The organism is Ereboglobus luteus (genome assembly GCF_003096195.1).
GTDB classification, from domain to species: domain Bacteria; phylum Verrucomicrobiota; class Verrucomicrobiia; order Opitutales; family Opitutaceae; genus Ereboglobus; species Ereboglobus luteus.
In genome coordinates, this window is record NZ_CP023004.1 from 3,549,327 (window position 1) to 3,567,755 (window position 18,429).

Here is an 18,429-nt window from a genome sequence, read left to right on the forward strand (position 1 = left end):
GGCTTTCGGTTGCATGGACTGCGGGGAACCGCCAGAGGGTGGAAATTTCAAAGGGCGAGGCCGCGCCTCGTCCGACGGTTGAAAACCGTCGCTCCGGCGCAAGCGCGCTTCGATGGGCTTTTTGAAATTTCGTCATTTGGGATTTATTAATAGGAGGCGGTGATGAGCGGGCCGGTGTCGGGGGAGACTTGCATGAGGGGGGCGAGGAGGGAGGAGGGGGCGCCCTGGACGCGGAGGGGGCGCAGTATCACGTTTTTGGATACAAGCACTTCGTTGTTGGTGAGGCCGAGGCGGTCGATGCGCAGGAAGAGGGCGCGGACGTCGTCAAAGAAGGCGTGGAGGGCGCGGGTTTCCGCGGTGCCGGGTTCGATGGTGTCGATGTAGCGGACGTATTGGGCGGCGGGGGCACCGGGGTTGGCGGCGCGGAATTCGCGGTAGGTTTTGAGGATCGCGGCCTGAAGGTCGGGGAGTCGGGATGCGCCGGCGGCGGTTTCGAAGGCGCGGTTGTAGGCGGCGAGGGCGGCGAGGGCGGATTGCTCGGAGAGGCGTCCGTCGGCGACCCGGTAGTTTTCGGGCGCGCGGATTTCGGAGGGAATGATCTGGCTGAGGGTGCCGAAGCGGGCGCCGAGTTCGTTGCGTTCTTGCGGGGTGAGGGGGCGGGGGAAAATGCCGAGTTTGCGGAGTTGCGAGGCGGTGGCGGCGCTGATGGCGGTTTCGGCGTCGATTTGCTGGAATGCGGCTGCGGTTGCCGCGGCGCGGATTTCTTGAAGTTGCTGCGCCTCGGGTTCGGTGCGGTTGGAGGGGTTGGCCTCGTCGGCGACGATGTTTTGCTTGATTTCCTGGTCGGGGACGGCGGGGGCGACGATTTCGCTCCAGAATTGGGTGCGCTCGTAAACGCTGGCGTAGGGCGCGCCGGTGGAGGTGGCGATGAGCGGGAAGTAGCCCGCGTTCATGGAGAGGCCGGTCATGGCGTCGTCGGCGATGGTGACGGCGGTGTAGGAGCCGGTTGTCGGCGGTGTGATGTCGTTTACGGCGGAGGCGGTGGCAATGGTGACGGCGGAGCCGCTGATGTCGAGGGATGTGACTGCGCTGAGCGCGATGCCGGGGGCCTGGTAAACGGTCCCATCGAGTTGTATTTGGTCGGCGGATACATTTATCCGGCGCGATGCGGAGAGGTTGCCAAGAGAGGCGATGCCGCCGGCCTCGATGACGATGGTGCCGGCGTCGGGGGCGGCGCTGCCGTCGTGGTAGGCGAGGAGGGTGTCGTTGTGGCCGATGGTGACGTTGCCGAGCGTGGCGGAGATGAGGATGCCGTTTGGCGAGGTGGAGAAGATGGTGGCGTAGGGCGGGGGAAACCCACTGTTGCTTGTGATGGTGATGTCGCCGGTTTCGGAGACAAGCGCGCCGTTTATTTTCATGGCGCCCGCGCCGTTCGGACCGAAACGGTAGTCCTGGTCGTCGAATGTGGTGACGGCGGCGGTTTCGATGTAGCGGGCGTCGAGGACGGAGAGCGCGGGGAGGTTGATGTCGGCGTTGATGACGACGTCCCTTGAGAGCGCGTCGATGACGAGGCCGAGGTCGGATGTGAGGCTCGCGCCGTTGTCGATGCGGACGCCGCCGTTGAGGTTGATCGTCCCGCCGGAAACCGAGGCGGCGCCGGCGATGGCGATTGTGCCGGTGGTGGCGTTGATGGTGTTGGCGCCGCTGAAATTGAGCGCGCCGGAGATCGAGACGCCGGTGGCGGAGGTGATGCCGACAATGCTTCCACCGTGCGTGCCGGTGATGGCGAGCGCGCCGGTGGTGGTGGCGATGGTGAGGGTCTCGTCGGTGTAGATGATGCCGCCGAGGGTGGCCGCCGCGGCGTTGAGCGTGATGGCGCCCCGGGAGTCGATGCCGGCGCCGGCGGTGGTGACGAGGGTGCCGGTTTGCGCGGTGAGCGCGACGCCTTCGCCGGTGTTGGTTGTTTGAAGCGTGCCGGTGAGGGTGAGGTTGCGGGAGGCGGTGTAGACCTGGGCGTCGTTGGTGATGACGGTGTCGATGGTGAGGTCGCGGACGTTCGAGATGCCGAGGGTGCCGGAGCCCATGTTGAGATCGGTGGCGATGACGACGTCGCGGTTGAGGGCGTCGATGGTGATGTTGCCGACGCCGTAGGGCGTGGTGAGCGCCGCGCCGTCGGCGACGTCGAGGCCTCCTGTGATGTTGATGTTGCTGCCGTTGACGGTTCCGGTGGAGGCGACGCTTATGGTGCCGGTGGTGGAGGCGAGGGAGACCGCTCCGCCGCTTCCGGCGTCGATCACGCCTCCGACGGACATGGCTTGGTTGCCGGTGAAAACGAAGTTGCCGGACACTCCGGTGACGGTGCCGGTGAGGGTGATGTTGGCGGCGTTGGCGAAGGTGCCGCCGGTGAGTGTGTCCACTTCGCCACCGAGGACGATGTTGCCGCCGAGGGCGTTGACGATGGTCTCATGGGCGTAGACGATTGCGCCCGAGGCCATGTTGAGCGCGCCGGTGATGGCGACAGTGCCAGTCGAATCGATTTCGGAGGTGCCGGCGAGGGAAACCGAGGTGGCGGAAAGCGAGATGTTTTGGTCGGAGTTGAGGGTTTGGAGCGTGCCAGTGAGGGTGATGCCACCGGTTGCGGTGTAGGATTGGGCGTCGTCGGTGATGATCGCGCTGGCAAGAGTGAGGTTGTCGGCGTTGGTGACGGTGAAGGAACCGGAGAGGTTGAGGTCGGTGTTGATGAGCACGTCGAGGTTGTCGCCGTCAACAAACATGCTGTCGCTGCTGATCGAGCCGCCGGTGTCGAGCCGGAGTCCGCCGGCGACCGAGAGATCGCCCGCCGAATCGATGGCGGCGCCGGGATCAAGCGAAATAGTGCCGCTGGTGGTGTCGAGCACGATGCCCTGTCCGGCGGTGCTGGTCTGGAGCGTGCCGGTGAGGGCGATGTTGCCGGTTGCGGAGTAGGATTGGGTATTTGTGGTGACGATGGCGCTGGAGATCGAGATCGAGGAGGCGTTGTTGATGGCGAGGGAGTCGAGGTCGATGGGAGTGGTGGCGTAGCCGATGTAGGTGCCTCCGGTGACGAGGCCGGCAATGTTGATGGCTGAGTTTTTCGCATCGATGACGAGCGCGCCACTGTCGGCAAAAAGGGTGCCTGTCTCGGTGAGGTTTAGTCCGCCGGTGATGTTCAACCCGTCGGTGTCGGTGGACCACATGTCAAGGCTGCCGATTGCGCCGTGAATCGTCGTGGTGCCGGAGGTTGATGCGGCGCGCGTGGTGTCGAGTGTGAGACCGAGGAAGACCCCAAAGAATCCGGATTCAACGATGATATTGTTGCCTTGAAACGAGGGTGCGACACCGCCGATGCGGATGTTGGATCCGGCCTTGAATGTGATTGTGTCGGCATTGATGACGGTGAAGTAGTCGAGGTAGTTGATATAGCTGTCGGATCCGTCGGTAATAAACTTGAGCGAGACGTCGCGGCCCTTGGCGTCAACGGCGAGACCGCCGGCGAAAAGGAAAAAGTCACCCAGCGACTGTCCGTTCACCTCCCATCCGCCGAGAATGGATACGGGGTATTCGTAGCCGCCGCCGGCGATGCCGATACTTACATGGTTAAAGACAGTTTTTCCAACGAGGCTTGTGTTCGTCGGGTGCGAGGTGTCAAAGGTTAGCGAGCCTTCGGCGGGCGTGGGGAAGCCATGGGGGCTAAATCTTCCGCGCGAATTCGTATCATGGTTTCCGACGATGATGTCGCCTCCGTGGGTTTTGAGGGTGACGTATTGGCCTTCGATGGTAACGCTGTCAGCTTGTGCAATGAGAATATTTCCAGCGGTGGCGGTGAGGGCGATGTTGGCGGCAGATAGATCACCGTTGATATCTATCCCCTGTCCGGCGGTGAGAGAAATGTTTCCTGCACTGATGTTGTTGCCCCCCGTTATGTTGATGTTGTTGCGCGCGATTAGCGTGAGGGTGCTGCTGGTGCCGATGCCTTCGATGCCGGCGTTGATGTTGATGTTGTTGCCGGCGTCGAGTTTCAGTTCCGTGTCGGCAGTCCATCCTGTGGCCAATGATATGTAGTCGTTGACGGTGATGTCGCCGTTGGTGGTCTTGACGGTGACGTTGGCGGAGTTGAGCTGGGCGATGAGGTCGAGCACGTTGAGGTTCCAGTCGCCGTCGCCGGGTGGTTCGAAGGTGCCAAATGTGTCGGTGATACCGGGGGATGTTGCCGCGTTCGATATGGTGATGTTGTCGGGATCTAGGAGGAGGCTGCCGGTGAGGCCGTTGGCGGAGCGCAGGTCGGCGAGTCCGGTGTAGAGGAGGTTTTGCTTGCCGGAGACCTCGGCGAAGCCGCCGTGCGTGAAACCGGTCGCGGAGATATTGCCGTGGAAGCGCGTGGTTTCGTCGGCCCAAACAATCACCTTTCCGCCGGAGCCGCTGGTCGTGGCGTCGGCGCGGATGGCCGCACCCTCGGCGACGTAGGTGGCGGTGGCGTTGCGGATGTCGGTATTCGCGCCTTGGAAGTCGCCGCCAATGAGGACTTCGCCACCGCCGTGCGCGCCGCTCGCGTCGATGACGGAGTTTTCGTCGAGGCCCACATATTGACCGGTGATTTCGACTCGGCCGCCTTCGGTGTCGGCGCTGCTGGCGTCGATTGTGCCGCGGTTCCAGACTTCGCCGGAGCCCTGGCCGGCGAGTTCGACGTTGCGCGCCTTGATGACACCTGAGTTTTGCACGGCGAGCGCGTAGAGATCGCCGGCGGCGAGCAGGGCGCGGCCGCCATCGGCATTGATGTTGCCGGCGTTTTCAACACCGGCGGTGGCGGAAGCGGCGTCGGGCGTGGTCTTGGTGGCGTTGACAAAGACGTGCTCGCCACGGCGGCCGATCAGCACGTCGTCGCCGGCGGCGAGCATCACCAGGCCGGCGGGGGAATTGAGGTTGCCGGTGTTGCGCACGTTCTGGCCGATGAGGTGGATCGCGCTGGCATTGATTGTGCCCTCGTTGTGCACCTGGCCGGAGAGCCGTTCGAAGTTGTCGCGGCCCGCGAGGAAGTTGGAGTTGGAGAGGTTGCCCGCTGCGGCGTAGAACTGGCCGACGTCGATGGTGGCGTGCTGGCCGAAATAGATGCCGGCGGGATTCACGAAATAGACGATGCCGTTGGCCTGCAAATTGCCGAGGATCGACGAGGGATCGCCGCCGGTGATGCGGTTCAAAACGCGCGAGGTGTCCGTGGGCTGGACGAACTGCACGGTTTCGTTTCGATCGATGTTAAACTTGGGATACTCGATGATGGCGTTGTTGCCGGCGGTGATTGTCGTCTTGCTGCCGTTGTAATCGAAGGAGGCCTCGCCCGAGACCACCGTGCCCACGGGCGCGTCGGCGCGCGCGGATGTGCACGGGAGCGCGATGATCGCGGCGGAGAGGACCGTTCGGATAATGGCTGACACGAAACTGACTCGCGAAATTGTTCTCATCATGGTGAAAGACGTTTTTCGAATTACCAGAGCATCGAAATGGTGAAGTGCACCTGCGAGGAATTCCTGGAGACATCGCGCGCGCTGGTGTGGACGGATTTTTGGGCGAAGCCCCAGTCGATGCGGGCGTTAAAAACTCCCTTGAATTGCGCCTCGAAACCGAAGCCGACGCTGGCGAGCGTATGGGAGTCCTCGATGACGTAGGCCTTGCTTGTGGGGATAACGTGGGAGCGGCCGACGTCGCCGAAGAGGCGCACGATGAAATCCCAGTCGGGCAGGGCGTGAAGGTTGGGGGCGCGCCAGTTCATGGGGATTCCGAAATAGGTGGGCGGGGTGTGGTCGCCGCGGTCGCGGGGCAGGGCGGCGTAGGGGCGGAAGAGGCGGGGGACGTGGAGGCGGTATTCGAGCGACGCGGCGTAGACATTGTCGCCGGAGGTGGTGGACTCGGGGTATCCACGAACTGAATACATGCCGCCGAGGGTCATCATTTTTTGCGGTATCAGGCGGTCGTCGGTGATGGAATACTGGCCGCGGCTGCTGAAGGAGATTTCGTGGGCGCGGGCGGATTTGCGCCAGTTGTCGCCGGAATAGAATTTTTCGCCGAAGAGGAGCGGCTCTATGAACATGGTGTGGCCGAAGTCGTAGCTGAGGATCTGGTAGTCGCGGGTGGTTTCGTAGCGGCCGAGGGCGATGAGCTCGGGCTCGGTGAGGCTGGTGTCGCCGTCGAAATTGGTTTCGTATTTGAGGCGGAAATACGTGCGCATGGCGTCGGTGTTGCGCTCGAAGTGGAGACTGAGCGAGGCGGCGATGAAGTCGGTGGTGGATTTGCCCCGCAGGGGGAGGACGTCCTTTTGGTTGCTGTCGTAAGTGTGGTATTTTTGCCAGGTGACGCCGGGGATGATGTCGAACGAGATGCCGCCGGGAATGCGGAACGGGCTCCATGGGACTTCCGCGCCGGTTGCGATGGAGTAGCCGGTGAATTTGTCGAGGGCGATGCCGAGATCGCGTGCGGTGAACTCGGAGTAGGCTCCGTAAACTCTTGCGCGGAGTGTGTTGGGGTAGAGGAGGGGGCGGTTGTAGCTGGCGGAGGCGGAGAAGCCGCTTTCGACGTCGGTGGTGGAGGAGAGGTCGAGCAGGAGCGTGTCGTCGTGATTGGTGAGCTGGTAGTAGGAGAAGCCGAGGTGGGCGCGGAGGTCGTCGGTCTCGTCGGTGCCGGAGTCGGAGAGTTGGGCGTAGGCGAACCAGGGGCGCGTTTCGGAGACGAGGTAGTCGAGCGTGACTTCGCCGGGGCTGGCTCCGGCGGAGATAGCGGCGTCAACGCGGCGGGCGGGGTGGCGGTTCAGGTCGAGGAGGTAGTTGTCGAGACGTTTTTTCCAGAGCGCGGAATTGGGTTTTGTTGTGTTCGGGTCGGGCTGGAGGGGGAGTATTTCGAGATGAGTTTGTGCGCGGGATTGTCGATTGCGCTGGCGGCGGGGATGCGCGAGCCCTTGGCGATGGTGCGCATTTCGCTCACGCGGCTGACCCAGATCGTGAGGCGCAGGTCCTTGCGCCCGGCGGGGCGGTAGTCCTCGCGGGTTTGAGGGTCTATGTCGTCGCGATTAACCACGACAAACACGCCGTAGATGCCGCGGGTGTTGTAGTATTCGGCGATTGATTGGAAAACTTTCAAGAGCGCGGCCTCGGAAAACTTGCCGTCGGGGAAGGTTTGGCCGACGGCGCAGGGCGCGGTGGCGACGGGGCCGGTTGCCGGATAATAAACGCCGTCGCGCAACTCGATGTTAACCTTGATGGAACGGAGCGCGTCGAGCGGGATGATGTTTTCCGTTTCCGAGCCGTAGCCCAGCGTGAATGACTCGGCACTGAAGATTTCACCCGCGGCGGGGGCGTCGGCTTGCGCGGGCAGGTTTGGGGTGAATACAAGCGCGCAGATGGCGAGAATGCATGCGGTGGTAACGCGTGGCGAGCCGAATGGTTTCGGGTTCATATTTCAGAGGCTTTAGGTGTCTTCAGGGGGGTATTCACATACATGCGGTTTCACTCAAAAACGCAAGCGGCGTTTAAAAGACAAAACGGGTGTTTGCAAATACGATGGAGAGAATGGATGGCGGGTGGCTGTTGATTGCCTGCGAACTGGATAATCAAGTTGCGGGGACGCGCAATGAGTCAACGGGCAGGTGATTACAATTCACGATTTTTTTTGTAATCGCATGGATGCTTAATGCAATTTTATGGAAAAACGCGTGTGTGCGGAGTGTGTGCGAAACATGCCGGAGACTTTTGCGGGGCTCCGGCTTGGCAACGGATGACACGGCCGGTTTTGCGGGTCATTTTTTCTTTTCGATCTTGGCGATTTCAGCCCGGATTTGATCCATGAACTGCTTGTCCCTGGCGGCTTCGATGGCGATCATGTCAACGATTTGGTTCGCCGAGGTTTCATTGCCGTTCAGATTATTGATTGCCGCTCCCATCGCCTTGTCGAGGGGCACGCCGACCGGGCCGCTGGCCATGATTTTTTTGAACAGATCGTGTGTCAGGCGACTGGTAATGTCTTTCGGCAGCTTGCCGTATAGTTTTGCCGCGAGGTTCGAGTCGATCGCCTTGTTGAGGCCGAAAAGCGGGATTTTTGTCAGCATGTTCTTCGCGATTGTCGATCCGAGCTGGTCCAGGCCTATGTCGCCGGTCAGCACCTTGGACGTGTCTTGCACTGCGGTCTTGAGCAGGCTGGCGCCGCCCTTGGCCAGCCATTTGGCGATGTATTTCTCGCACACACCGCCCAGCTTGCTTGGCAAATGCTTCGCAAGCGCGCCCATTGCATTTTTGGCGACATTGTTGGTGAGGTTTTGGACAAGGCCCTTGTCGGCGAAAAACTTGCTGGTTCCGGCTGCGACGAAGGTGTCCACCGCCACATTTTTGAATGCGTCGTCGAAGCCGCTACTCGTTCCGGCGACACCCTTGCCGATCTCTGTCGCCGTGCGTTTCACTGCCGCGATGCCGGCATCGATGACCACCGAGCCCCGCCCCCCGCTTTTGGCGTTGGCGATGAGCCTGACGGTCTCGAAGCTCACATCGCGGGTGATTTCGAGGACGGTGACAGCGCCGCCGCTTCTGCCAATGGATTTTTCCCGGTGATTGTAAAGCACCTCGCCGGCGCGGTTGATCTCGTCGGCAGCGGCCTTGAATTTGGCCTCGACGATGTTGAGATTGCCCGCATCGACCGCGCGCTTGGCCTCCGCCGCGGCGGCCTCGGCTTTCCTGACAAATCCATCGTTGGGCGGAGTCGGCACGACAGCGCGGACAAACCAAGGCGCGTCATTGTAGATTTCGACCGCGCACTTCCATCCATACCTGATGCTGCCGGCGTTGTTGACCAGATGGGTTGCCGTGGCCTTGAGTGATTTGATCGCGTTGGCCCTGATTTCCTCATAATCCTTTTTCGTGACCACCTTGCCGTCCGCGAGCACCATTAGTTCCACCTGCGGCTCGCTTTTTTTCGTTTCCGCGTCCTTCTCCGCCCGATCCTTGAGCGCCTTCATCGTCGTCTCCTTGAGTTGCTGCCATTTTTTCATGGCGGCGGTGAACTTGCCGCTGCCGAGCTTGCCGGCCGTCTTGAGGTCAACGACGCCGTCGGGGCGGAGTTTGTTTTGCTTTTGGAACCCCTTGACGGCGATCTCGGTCGCCGAGCCAAAGACTCCGTCGGCGCGGATCGGGTGCTTTTGGGGGAATTCCTTGTTAAGCGTGTTTTGGAGGATTTTGACGAGGTCTCCCTTGTCTCCTTTTTTTAGCATGGGCTCGGACATGGTGTTTGTTGGGTTTGAGGGTTGATGTTGGTTGGCAAACCGGGCGCCGCAAACGGCACCCCGGCGTTGATTACCATATTATTTTTTCGAGTTCGTTGATGGTTCTCCCCACTTGATCCAACATGAACCTCAATTGTTTTTCCTCGTTGAGAGCCTTCGCTTTAATGAAGTTGTGCTTTTCCACGCCGCCGGCGAGCAATTGCTCTTTGATCGCGACAACGGTTGTCTTGAGATGAAAGCTTTCGAGGGCCGGTCGCATTTTTTTATGCAAGTAGTCCGCCGCATCAGGGTGGGCGGCTTTGAATTTGGATGCGGTTGAAATGCCGCTGAAATTTTTGGCGGCCATTATGGCCTCTGTAAATCTGCTATTAGCAAAGGCTTCGCGCAGTCCTTTATATTCCTTTCTCAAATCCATGGCTGCATCCACAGCGTGCGCGATGTCCTTGTATTCGGGTTTTCGCTCGCAGAATTCCTTTATTCGGGCCCACGGTATTTTTTTATACGCCTTGTGGAGGGTATCGAGATTTTTCGTGAGGATTGCGGCGTCCTTGTATTTTTCCGGGGCGTCTCCGGCGTTTTTCACCCACTCGTCCACGGTGATGACATTTGGAAATACGGGTATTGTGAATGATGGCATGGTGTTTGTGTGTGTGTTATTTCGGTTGTCGTGAATTGCGCCGGGGAAAAGCGTCCCTGTCGCAAAGGCGGAAAAACATTTCCGCTTACCCATGCATTGGGATTTTTTTGGAAAAATGTTCGGAAAATTTTCGGGAAATCTTGCGAATTTTAAACGGGAGCATGAGCCGTTTTTTTATTTATTGGTATTTAAAGAGTTGTGCGGCCTGTCGAGTGCGCGAGGATTTTTTTCGAAACCTTTTGCGCATAAATCCCAATGCACTGATGCCCGGGGATATTTTTTCGGCAACATTCCTCCATGTCGTGACTCAAGCAAACCAAACCAACCGCAGATAAACGCAGATAAACACGGATATCCAAACCATCGAACCACAAAATACATTGTTTTCTTTATATGCGTTTATCTGTGTCCATCCGCGAATAAAAAAATCGGTATTTTCGATTAATACAAACACATAAACAAACCCAACAACACCAACCAACTAACACCAATAAACACCATGAGTAAAAAAGCATACGCGGAATTCAAGAAGATGTATGATCTGGCCTGGAAATATAATAAAGAATCGCACCGCCTCGCGGAGGCGGTTACAAAAGACTACGAGGCGATGATCGTCGCGTATATCGCCTTTTATAATACGATCAGTGACGTTCCCCATGAGATACAAAAGGCGTCCGATGCGATCAAGGCAAAGGATCCCGAGGGATGGAAGACGGGCGCGAAGGTGTTGACCGAATTGCAAAACAATTCGAATTTCCGGGATGTCGCCCTGATCACGACGACAGGCGGCATGCTTACGACACTAAAGGATGCTGAAGCCGCGGTCATGAAACAATACACTTATGTTTTTGAGATAAAAAAATGGTATGATAAAAAGGCAAGCGGGAAGGATGCCGTGAAGGCGACGGATTTGGATGTCTTCAAGGCAGCCCAAACCCATATTAAAAATTGCCAGAATATAATAGATAGCATCCTCAAAATAAAAAGCGACGACAGGGACGTCACGGCATTTGTAAAGGCCACCGGAACACTGTGGAGTAACATAAAAAAAGGCTCCGCCCAGGAAAAGGCCGCGAATGACCTCGTCGCATTGATCAAGAGGGAGATTGGCCGCGCAAAGAAAAAGAAAAAAAACGAGCTTCCCATGGGGTATCTTGACACGCTGGCAGCATTGCTGCCGGATTGCATGAAAATACCGAAACTTATCTCCGATGTGTATAAGGCGGATGCCGGCCTGAAGGCGGACGCAAAGGGCGCGCAGGGCGCTTATGATCAAATGGGCGCGGCAGTTGCGACCGGCATGAAAAAAATGTCCACATTGCTTGGGGTTGTGAGGAAGCCCCGCTGGAATATACAGGGACTGGCAAGGGAATTTGACGACCTCAAAAAGACGTCGGCAGCGGAAATGCTAAAGCACATGAAGGCGCTGGAGCGCGACTGGGTGACTGACAAGAAAAATTTCGAAACCTTGAGGAGTCGTTTTGCGTCGGCGGGCTCCTTCAATATAGCATTGGAGGCCAAGTTTCATGATCACCCCAAGCGTTCGCCCCTGAAAAACGCGATCTTTGAATACAACGAAAACTTTGTGATGGGCTCCCCCAGTGTGAACAATTGGACGGGAACCGAAATGCGCGCGCATGAAAAGTAATGCCGGACAGGGGGCGGCCGCGCCGCGTGCGGCGTGTGCCGCCCCTCAAATTTGTCGAAACAAACAACCCTCAATATAAACGCAAACCACCAATATAATAAAAATCATGTCACTCGATAAAAAAACAATCAAAGATCTGGAGTCTTGCCTTTTATCCCACGGCAGGCACATGCACAAGAGCATGCACGCGGCTGCAACGAAAGCATACAGGGAGGGGGAATTCACCCAGGAAGACTACCAGCAATTCGTCAAGGAATACGTTCCTTATGCCAAAAAATTACCCGACGCGGTGCGAAAATACTGCAAGGATTCAACGGATCCCAAAACAGTGCTCATGATCTGCGATGGTTACATAAAAGTGTTGAACGCCGAGAAAAAGCGCACCGAGAAATTTGAGCACTACGGGTGGTCGAAGCATCTGAAGGCATATTGCAACGGACTGGATCTCATGGCTGACGAATGCGAGAAAATAAAAAAAATCGTTCTCGACGCTGAAAAGAAAAAAAAGACCGGCCCCAAGGGGGGGCCAATGCTGATAGACGACAAAAAACTCAAGGCACTTGCGGAAAAGGTCGATAAGGAGTTGGCGCAAGAAATAGAGAGTTGTATCAAGACGGCAATAAAATCAAAGATTGATAAAGCGGACTCAGTATTGCCGAATGGTTATGACTCCATAAAAAATTATATTCTTCATATTAAGAAAAAACATATATCCCGTTATGAGGGCAAGCGCAAGGTGGGTGATCTTATTGGGCTGCCCGAGGGGCTTCTGAAATTCGCGGCGGAATTGGGCAAGTGGCGAAGTGGAACCCTCGTAAAATCAAAAGATCATTCCAGCAAGGCCAAGGATCTGTCGCATGATATAGCCTACGTGGAAAAACTGGCCGTGGCGCTGGCCAAGGATATTGAACAACAAATTGGCGCGCTCACCGTTCCGCTTCCCGATTAAAATTTGGCCGCAGGCGCGTTTCAGAGTTTTTGAATCGCGTGAAGCGAGCATTGAACAGGGGATGGCCGCGCCCGACCAGCCATGCGGGCGCGGTCTATTTTTGTGGGGGCGCACCTTGTGTGCGCCCGGGAACGCGGGCATCATGCCCGCAGGTTTGGAGGTTTGTGCGGCGCGTCGCGCCGTCTTGCGGGCGGGACGCCCGCGCTCCCAGACTCAGCCGAAGAGTTTTTTGAGAAGGCCGGGAGGGCGGGTGGCCTTGGTGAGTCCGTCGCGGGTGCCGATGATGGCGAGCGCTGTGTCGCGGGTGGGCGGCTTGAGGTGGAAAAGGCTGCGCGCGGGCAGGGAGGATTCGTCGGCGTTGAGCAGCAGTTCGTTTGTGACTTGCTCGATGTGCGACGGCACGGAATAGGGCGTGTCCGTGACCGTGGGGAGCGCCGCGGAATCGACGAGGAGGCAGCGAAAATGCTGGCTGGCGGGTTCGCCGACGATCAGGTCGAGCCAGGCGGCGGTTTCGGGGGCGATGAGTAGCAGGGGGATTTGTGTGTCGAGTTGGGTGAGCCAGTAGGTTGCCCACCAGAGGAGGTTTTGCACGGCGCGGGGCGAGGCGGAGGGGAGCCGGAGGTGACGGCAGGATGGATGTTCGGGGCGCGCGCCGGGGCCGTATTGGTGAAGCTGGCTTTCAATGACGTGATAAATGCGAGCCCAGCCGGTCGGATCAATGGCGGGGCGAAGGCCGGGGGGCAGCGGGTTTGGCGAATCCGAGGACGCCTCGGCAGTGGCGGAGAGGCGCGCTCGTGCTTGGGCAATGACTTGGCGAACCGCATCGGGCGTGGTCGCCTCGCGTGCCTGGCGCGCAGCCTCGTCGATGAGCGGGGCGCAGGTTTCGAGCGCGGCCGCAAGCGGCAGGTTTATAATATGCGCGAGAACAACAAAGGGATACCGTGTGCGGCCTTTGCCGTCGGTCGAGGCGAGGAGGCGTCCGAGGAGGATTTCGCCCGGACGTTGCCAGAGGAGCCAGTGGTTGAAGGAAAGGGCGGCTGAAGAAAGGGCTGAAGGACTGAAGGGCTGAATGGCTGAATCGGAAGACGGCGCGGGAGAGGAGGGAGGGTTCCATGCGCCGCTGTCGATGTTGCCGGAGATGCCTTGGAGGTAAATGTAGCGTTTGGCTTCGAGGAGGGTGAGCGTGTTGAGGCCAATGTCCTCCATGTGGTCGTTCCACGCGGGGTGCTTGCCGAACGCGGCGAGATGCACGACGGGTGGCGCGCCCCGTGACAGGGCGGTGATTTCTTGGTGGAGGAAATCTTTGGGGAAGTCAGGCATGGTTACGCTTCGCTAATGAATAATTTATAATGAAAAATGTATAATGGCGCAGGCTTGAAAGCCTGCGCCACGAATGAATGGCGGGGGAGTGGTTTGGAATTTTTCATTATACATTATTCATTTTCCATTAGAGCTGTAAGCTCGCTCGCGTCGGCCAGTCGGCGAGTTCGGGGAGTTGTTTGTCGTATTGGAATTGGAGGATCAGGAAGAGATCCGTTTGCGGGGCGCCTTCGGCGACGGTGTTGTCGCGGATGCTCACGGGGGCCTGCCAGGTCTTGCCGTCGGATTTGCGGAAGCCGGCTTTCGAGATGAGGCGCAACGTGGTCCAGGTGTCGGAGAACGTGGCCTGCGTGTCGGGGGTCGGCTTTGCGTCGGCGGCGAGGAAGAGTTCGAGCGGGGGCATGGCCTCAATGACGCGGATGGTGGCGAGCTCGGAGTCGGAGGGCGACTGGGTGCGCGCGGCGCGGCCGCTCATGCGCGCGGTGCGCCAGAGGTTTCCGGCAAAGACGGCGCCGAAATCGCTGGAGATGCCGCGCTCGGTGATGAACTTTTTCTGGTCCTCGTATTTTGCGATCTGGATTTTGACGCTTGCGGGCGCGCCGTCGGGCGCGGCGAGGGCGTTGAGGATGCCGCCGATTTTGTTAATGCGCTCGATGCTGCGGTTGAGATTGGTGCGCGCGGCGCTGGGGGCCCGGGAATCGGCAAGGTCGGCGTGGGCGGCCTTGATGAAGTCCACGTTTTTCTTGAGCGTATCAGTCGTGGTGGTGATGTCGGTGGCGTCGAGGAGAATGGGGAAGCCGACGTTTTTGCGGAGGTAGTCGGCAATGGTGTCGTGGTGGAGTTTGTAGAGGTCGAGTTCGCGGGCCTGGTTTCCGGCACGGGTGACCTGGCGGAGGGTGTTGCGGAACTCAAGCGTGAGGGCTTGCATGTATTTCGTGCCCTCAGCGTCGATCGCGGCGGCGGTGGCGGCGGCTTGCTCGATGTGCCTGCCGAGTTCGCCGACGAGGGTTTCGGCGGTCGAGGGCGCGAGCGTGAAAAGATCCATGCTACGATTGTATGCTGTGAACCGAATTTCGTAGAGGGGGCGCTTTTCGTGGATGGCCAGGTAGTTTGTATCGAGCAGGGCGAGGTCCTCGGGTTTGGTGTCGCCGAAAACGGCGCGGGTTTCGGCGAGGGTTACTTTTTCCATCTGATCAAGGCGCGCGGTGATTTCCTGCAACATGGGAAACTCGGGCGTGAAGCTGGTTTTCACTTTCTTGGCGAGATCCTCGGCGGTGGTGCCGGCCTGGCCTGTAATGTGGCTTCCGAGCTCGCCGATGACGCCGGTGCTGCCGGCTTTTTCCGCGAGAGCGCCGAGGTCGGGTTTTGTAAACTTGCCAATGACGTCGCGGATGGCCTTGCCGCCGGCCTCGTTTTGCGCGCGGGCTTTTTGAACAAGGTCGTTGTAGGCGGTGGCGAGGGCGGGTGGGGCGTTCTTGGCGAATATGCCGTTGGCGCGGCCTTGCTCGATGGCGCCGTCGAGCATGGTTTTGGCGGCGGTGAGTTCGGTGAAGGTGCGGCGCGCCTCGGTGAGCCAGCCGGCGATGTTGCTTTCGCGCGAGGCGTAGAGCTGGTAGTCCTTTTCGGTGGTGGCGAACGTGTTCACGGCGTCGCGGATTTTGGCGAGATTACCCAATTCGGTTTTCTGGCTGACCGCGCCCGCGCCTTGCGCCTTGGCAAAGGCGAGCCAGGCCTTGGCGATGGGGGTGTTTTCGCGGAAGGAGATGCCGGCGGAGTAGGTGACGTTGGGCCATTTGTTGTAGCCGGAACCGCCGCGTTCGTAGTAGGTGGCGTCGAATGCGCCGTTGAGGTCGGCGGGAATTTTGCCGTCGGGTGTCCAGAGACCGAGGAGGGGCGTAAGGAACGCGTTGGGCGCAAACTCGACGGTCTGGCCGGGGAGCATGGGGTAGTGGATTATGCCTTCCATTTGGATGAGCGTGGCGAGGGCGGCGGTGTCGCGTGCGGTCCAGGTGGCGAGGGCGTCCTCGCTGGCGATGCGGGTGCGGGCGGCGGCGATGGCGGGGCGCATGATGCTGCTTTCAAAGAGCACGCGCTGGGCCTCGCGTCGTCCGGCGTTGGTGGTGGTGCCGAAGATGTCGAGCGGCTTGAAGACGAGCGGCACGGAGAGGTCGCGCGTGACGAGGAATTGCAGGCGGGCGTGGAATTCGTGGAGCGGGATTTGCTCGGTGCCGACGCGGACGGGGTTGTCGCCGTTGTATTTGTATTTTTCGGCGCCGCGGAATTCGGGGGTGACGATGGGATTCCATGTGTGGTCCTTGGTCCAGTCGGCGGCGGCGGCTTTCCAGTAGGCGGATTCGGCGCCGACGCTGTCACGGACGGAGAAATAACCCCAGATGGAGAGGGTGAGCGTGAGGGCAAGGCCGGCGACGGCGGTGCCGCCGAGGATGAGCTGGCGGCGCTTGAGCTGCTTGCGCGTGTTGGAGGCGCGGGTGACGAGGCCTTTTTCCTTAAAGATTTTTTGAATGAAGAGGTCGCGGAGGAAGAAGGAGCGTTCGCGTTCGAAGAGTTTGCCCTCGGGGAGCGAGTCGGGGGTGACGCCGAGGGTTTGGGCGAGTTCGAGGTCGAGCGCCTTGCCTTCGGTGAGCGCGGAGGTGAAGTAGATGCCGCGCAGGAAGAGCGGCTTGGCGGACCATTCGCCGGTCACGAAAACGGTTTCGAGGTAACGGCGGAGGCGCGGCGCGAGCGACTGGATGGAGTTGGGCAGGGCGAAGAGCGAATCGACCTCGTCGGCGCGGCGTTCGCTGGGATCGGTGGCGACGGGGTCGGCGAGGAGGCCGAGGCGGCGGCGGGCGATTTTTTGAGCGATGGTGTTGAGGTATTCGTCAACGTGCTCGGGCTTGAAGGGGGTGTCGAGCGGATCGGGGTTGGACCAGCCGGTCATTTGGTGCTGGAGGTGCGGGTCCTTCATGTCGGAGAAGAACTCGCGGAAGCCGTTCAGAAGATCGCACTTTGTAACAAGAATAAAAACGGGGAAGCGAACGTCGAGGGTGCGTTGGATGCGGTCGAGTTGCTCGCAGATTTTACCGGCTTTCTTGGCGATGTCGTCGGCGTTGTCCTTGAGGAGCGAGTCGGCGGGGATGACGAGGACGAGGCCGTTGATGGGGCAGTTGGGGCGGGACTTGGTGAGGAGGTTAAGGAACTCGGTCCACTCGGTGGTGGTGCCGGGGGGCGCTTCCTGGAAGAGGAGCTTGCCCGCGGTATCGAGGAGGATGGCGTGGTTGGTGAACCACCAGTGCATGTTGATGGTGCCGCCGGCGCCTTGCATTTCGTCCTGAAGGCCGGGAGGGAAGCCGACGTTGGAGCGGCGCACGGCCTCGGTTTTACCGGAGCCGGGTTCGCCGACGACCATATACCAGGGGAGCGTGTAGATGTCCTTTCCGGCGGCACGGAATTTGGCGATGCCCTTCTGGAAGTTTTCGCGGAGGGCGTCGAGCTGGGCGCGGCGGGCGGCCTCGGAGATGCCGGCGTTGCCGGAGGAGTTGTCGGCGAGTTGCGCGGCGAGGCGTTTTTCAGCCTTCGATTTTTTGGCGCGACGAATGGCGTCGAAGACAAAGAGCAAGCTGCCGACAACGATCAGGCCGATTGCGAAGACGGTGTAGATGGCGCGGTCGGCAAAGAGAACCGAGCCGGCGATGCCCGTGCCGGCAAGGAGCATGGCGACGTAGCGCAGGTTGTCGGAGATATTGTTAAAGAAGTCTTTCATGGGAAATGCGGAATGCGGAGTTTTTGGGTTTCGAATTAAGTCGGCTTAACTCGATTTAAGTCGTGATGGTTAGCGGGCGGGCGTGGCTGCTTGTTGCTCGGCGGCCGCGGCATTTTCGTGGGCGCGGATTTCGTCGACGGACTTGGTGAGTTCGCTGGAGGCGGTTTTGAAGAGGACGATGTTGGCGGCGATCACCACGACGATGAGCGTGACGAGGCAGATGAGCATCGGGATGAGCGTCGAGCCCATCGGGAGCGGGAGGTTGACGGTGTTGGTGCTCTTGTAGGCGTCGGGCGAGATGAGGCCGGACTCGTCGGTGTCGAGGTAGGGGCGGATGCGGGGGAGGATTTCCTTTTGCTTTTTGCGCAGGTATTCGTCCTGGCCCATATACCAGCCGCTGAATCCGAGGCCGAGGCAGATGTAATAAATGACGAGCCGCTCGACCGCGCCTTCCTTGGTGTCGGCGAGGGTTTCGTCGAGCATGTCGAAAAACTTTTCGTCGCCGGCGAGTTCGTTGCGCTCGTAGGCGAGGCGTTTTTTATTCCACTCGGCGGAGTAGGGGAGCTTCGCCTCGGTGATCATGAAGTCCACGAAGAAGACGAGCGCGAGCTCGACTTTCTCGTAGTTGAGGTTGAGGCGGACGTCCTTGCGCGCTCGCTCGGCCATGTTGGCGAAGATGCCCTTGATTTCGGAATACGTGATGGCGTATTCGCCCGCGGGCGCCTTGCGGCCGATGCGGTTGAGCCGGCAGATTTCCTGAAAGAGCGGATCGCAGAGTTCGTGGAGCGTGGGAACGGCCGGCGGCTTGGTGTCGAGAGTGGATGTGTTCATTGTGGATTGA

At 59.4% G+C, this 18,429-nt stretch carries 10 protein-coding genes; 2 read left to right on the forward strand and 8 right to left on the reverse strand.

Translation table 11 applies throughout. From position 1 onward, the window contains the following. Nucleotides 1–146: 146 nt before the first annotated feature. From CKA38_RS12945 to CKA38_RS12965, 5 genes are all read right to left on the reverse strand, one after another. Nucleotides 147–5,447 (reverse strand): beta strand repeat-containing protein, encoded by a 5,301-nt coding sequence (locus CKA38_RS12945; protein WP_161554905.1) that lies wholly within the window; start codon nucleotides 5,445–5,447, stop codon nucleotides 147–149. Between the two features lie 50 nt (nucleotides 5,448–5,497). Beyond that, nucleotides 5,498–6,238 carry a ShlB/FhaC/HecB family hemolysin secretion/activation protein gene (locus CKA38_RS12950; protein WP_108825856.1) on the reverse strand — a complete coding sequence of 247 codons (741 nt, stop codon included), beginning with the start codon at nucleotides 6,236–6,238 and terminating at the stop codon, nucleotides 5,498–5,500. A 575-nt stretch (nucleotides 6,239–6,813) separates the two neighbouring features. Then, nucleotides 6,814–7,458: a hypothetical protein gene (locus tag CKA38_RS12955; RefSeq protein WP_108825857.1), complete on the reverse strand. Its 645-nt coding sequence runs from the start codon at nucleotides 7,456–7,458 to the stop codon at nucleotides 6,814–6,816. A 340-nt stretch (nucleotides 7,459–7,798) separates the two neighbouring features. Further along, nucleotides 7,799–9,271 carry a peptidoglycan-binding domain-containing protein gene (locus CKA38_RS12960; protein WP_108825858.1) on the reverse strand — a complete coding sequence of 491 codons (1,473 nt, stop codon included), beginning with the start codon at nucleotides 9,269–9,271 and terminating at the stop codon, nucleotides 7,799–7,801. Nucleotides 9,272–9,341: 70 nt separating this feature from the next. Continuing rightward, nucleotides 9,342–9,908, reverse strand: coding sequence for a hypothetical protein (locus CKA38_RS12965; RefSeq protein WP_152032865.1), 567 nt, complete (start codon nucleotides 9,906–9,908; stop codon nucleotides 9,342–9,344). Nucleotides 9,909–10,407: 499 nt separating this feature from the next. Here CKA38_RS12965 and CKA38_RS12975 point away from each other — a divergent pair, with 499 nt between their 5' ends. Beyond that, nucleotides 10,408–11,556 carry a hypothetical protein gene (locus CKA38_RS12975; protein ID WP_152032866.1) on the forward strand — a complete coding sequence of 383 codons (1,149 nt, stop codon included), beginning with the start codon at nucleotides 10,408–10,410 and terminating at the stop codon, nucleotides 11,554–11,556. 106 nt (nucleotides 11,557–11,662) lie between these two features. Then, nucleotides 11,663–12,505 carry a hypothetical protein gene (locus CKA38_RS12980; RefSeq protein ID WP_152032867.1) on the forward strand — a complete coding sequence of 281 codons (843 nt, stop codon included), beginning with the start codon at nucleotides 11,663–11,665 and terminating at the stop codon, nucleotides 12,503–12,505. 213 nt (nucleotides 12,506–12,718) lie between these two features. On the opposite strand, the gene CKA38_RS12985 is transcribed toward CKA38_RS12980, so the two are convergent. The 3 genes from CKA38_RS12985 to CKA38_RS12995 all read right to left on the reverse strand — a co-directional run bounded on the left by CKA38_RS12985 (nucleotide 12,719) and on the right by CKA38_RS12995 (nucleotide 18,419). Beyond that, entirely contained in the window at nucleotides 12,719–13,825 is a 1,107-nt protein-coding gene (locus CKA38_RS12985; RefSeq protein ID WP_108825863.1) for a hypothetical protein, read from the reverse strand. Between the two features lie 127 nt (nucleotides 13,826–13,952). Further along, nucleotides 13,953–17,588 (reverse strand): type VI secretion protein IcmF/TssM N-terminal domain-containing protein, encoded by a 3,636-nt coding sequence (locus tag CKA38_RS12990; RefSeq protein WP_108825864.1) that lies wholly within the window; start codon nucleotides 17,586–17,588, stop codon nucleotides 13,953–13,955. A gap of 69 nt (nucleotides 17,589–17,657) precedes the next feature. Then, nucleotides 17,658–18,419, reverse strand: coding sequence for a DotU family type IV/VI secretion system protein (locus CKA38_RS12995; RefSeq protein ID WP_108825865.1), 762 nt, complete (start codon nucleotides 18,417–18,419; stop codon nucleotides 17,658–17,660). Nucleotides 18,420–18,429: the final 10 nt, after the last annotated feature.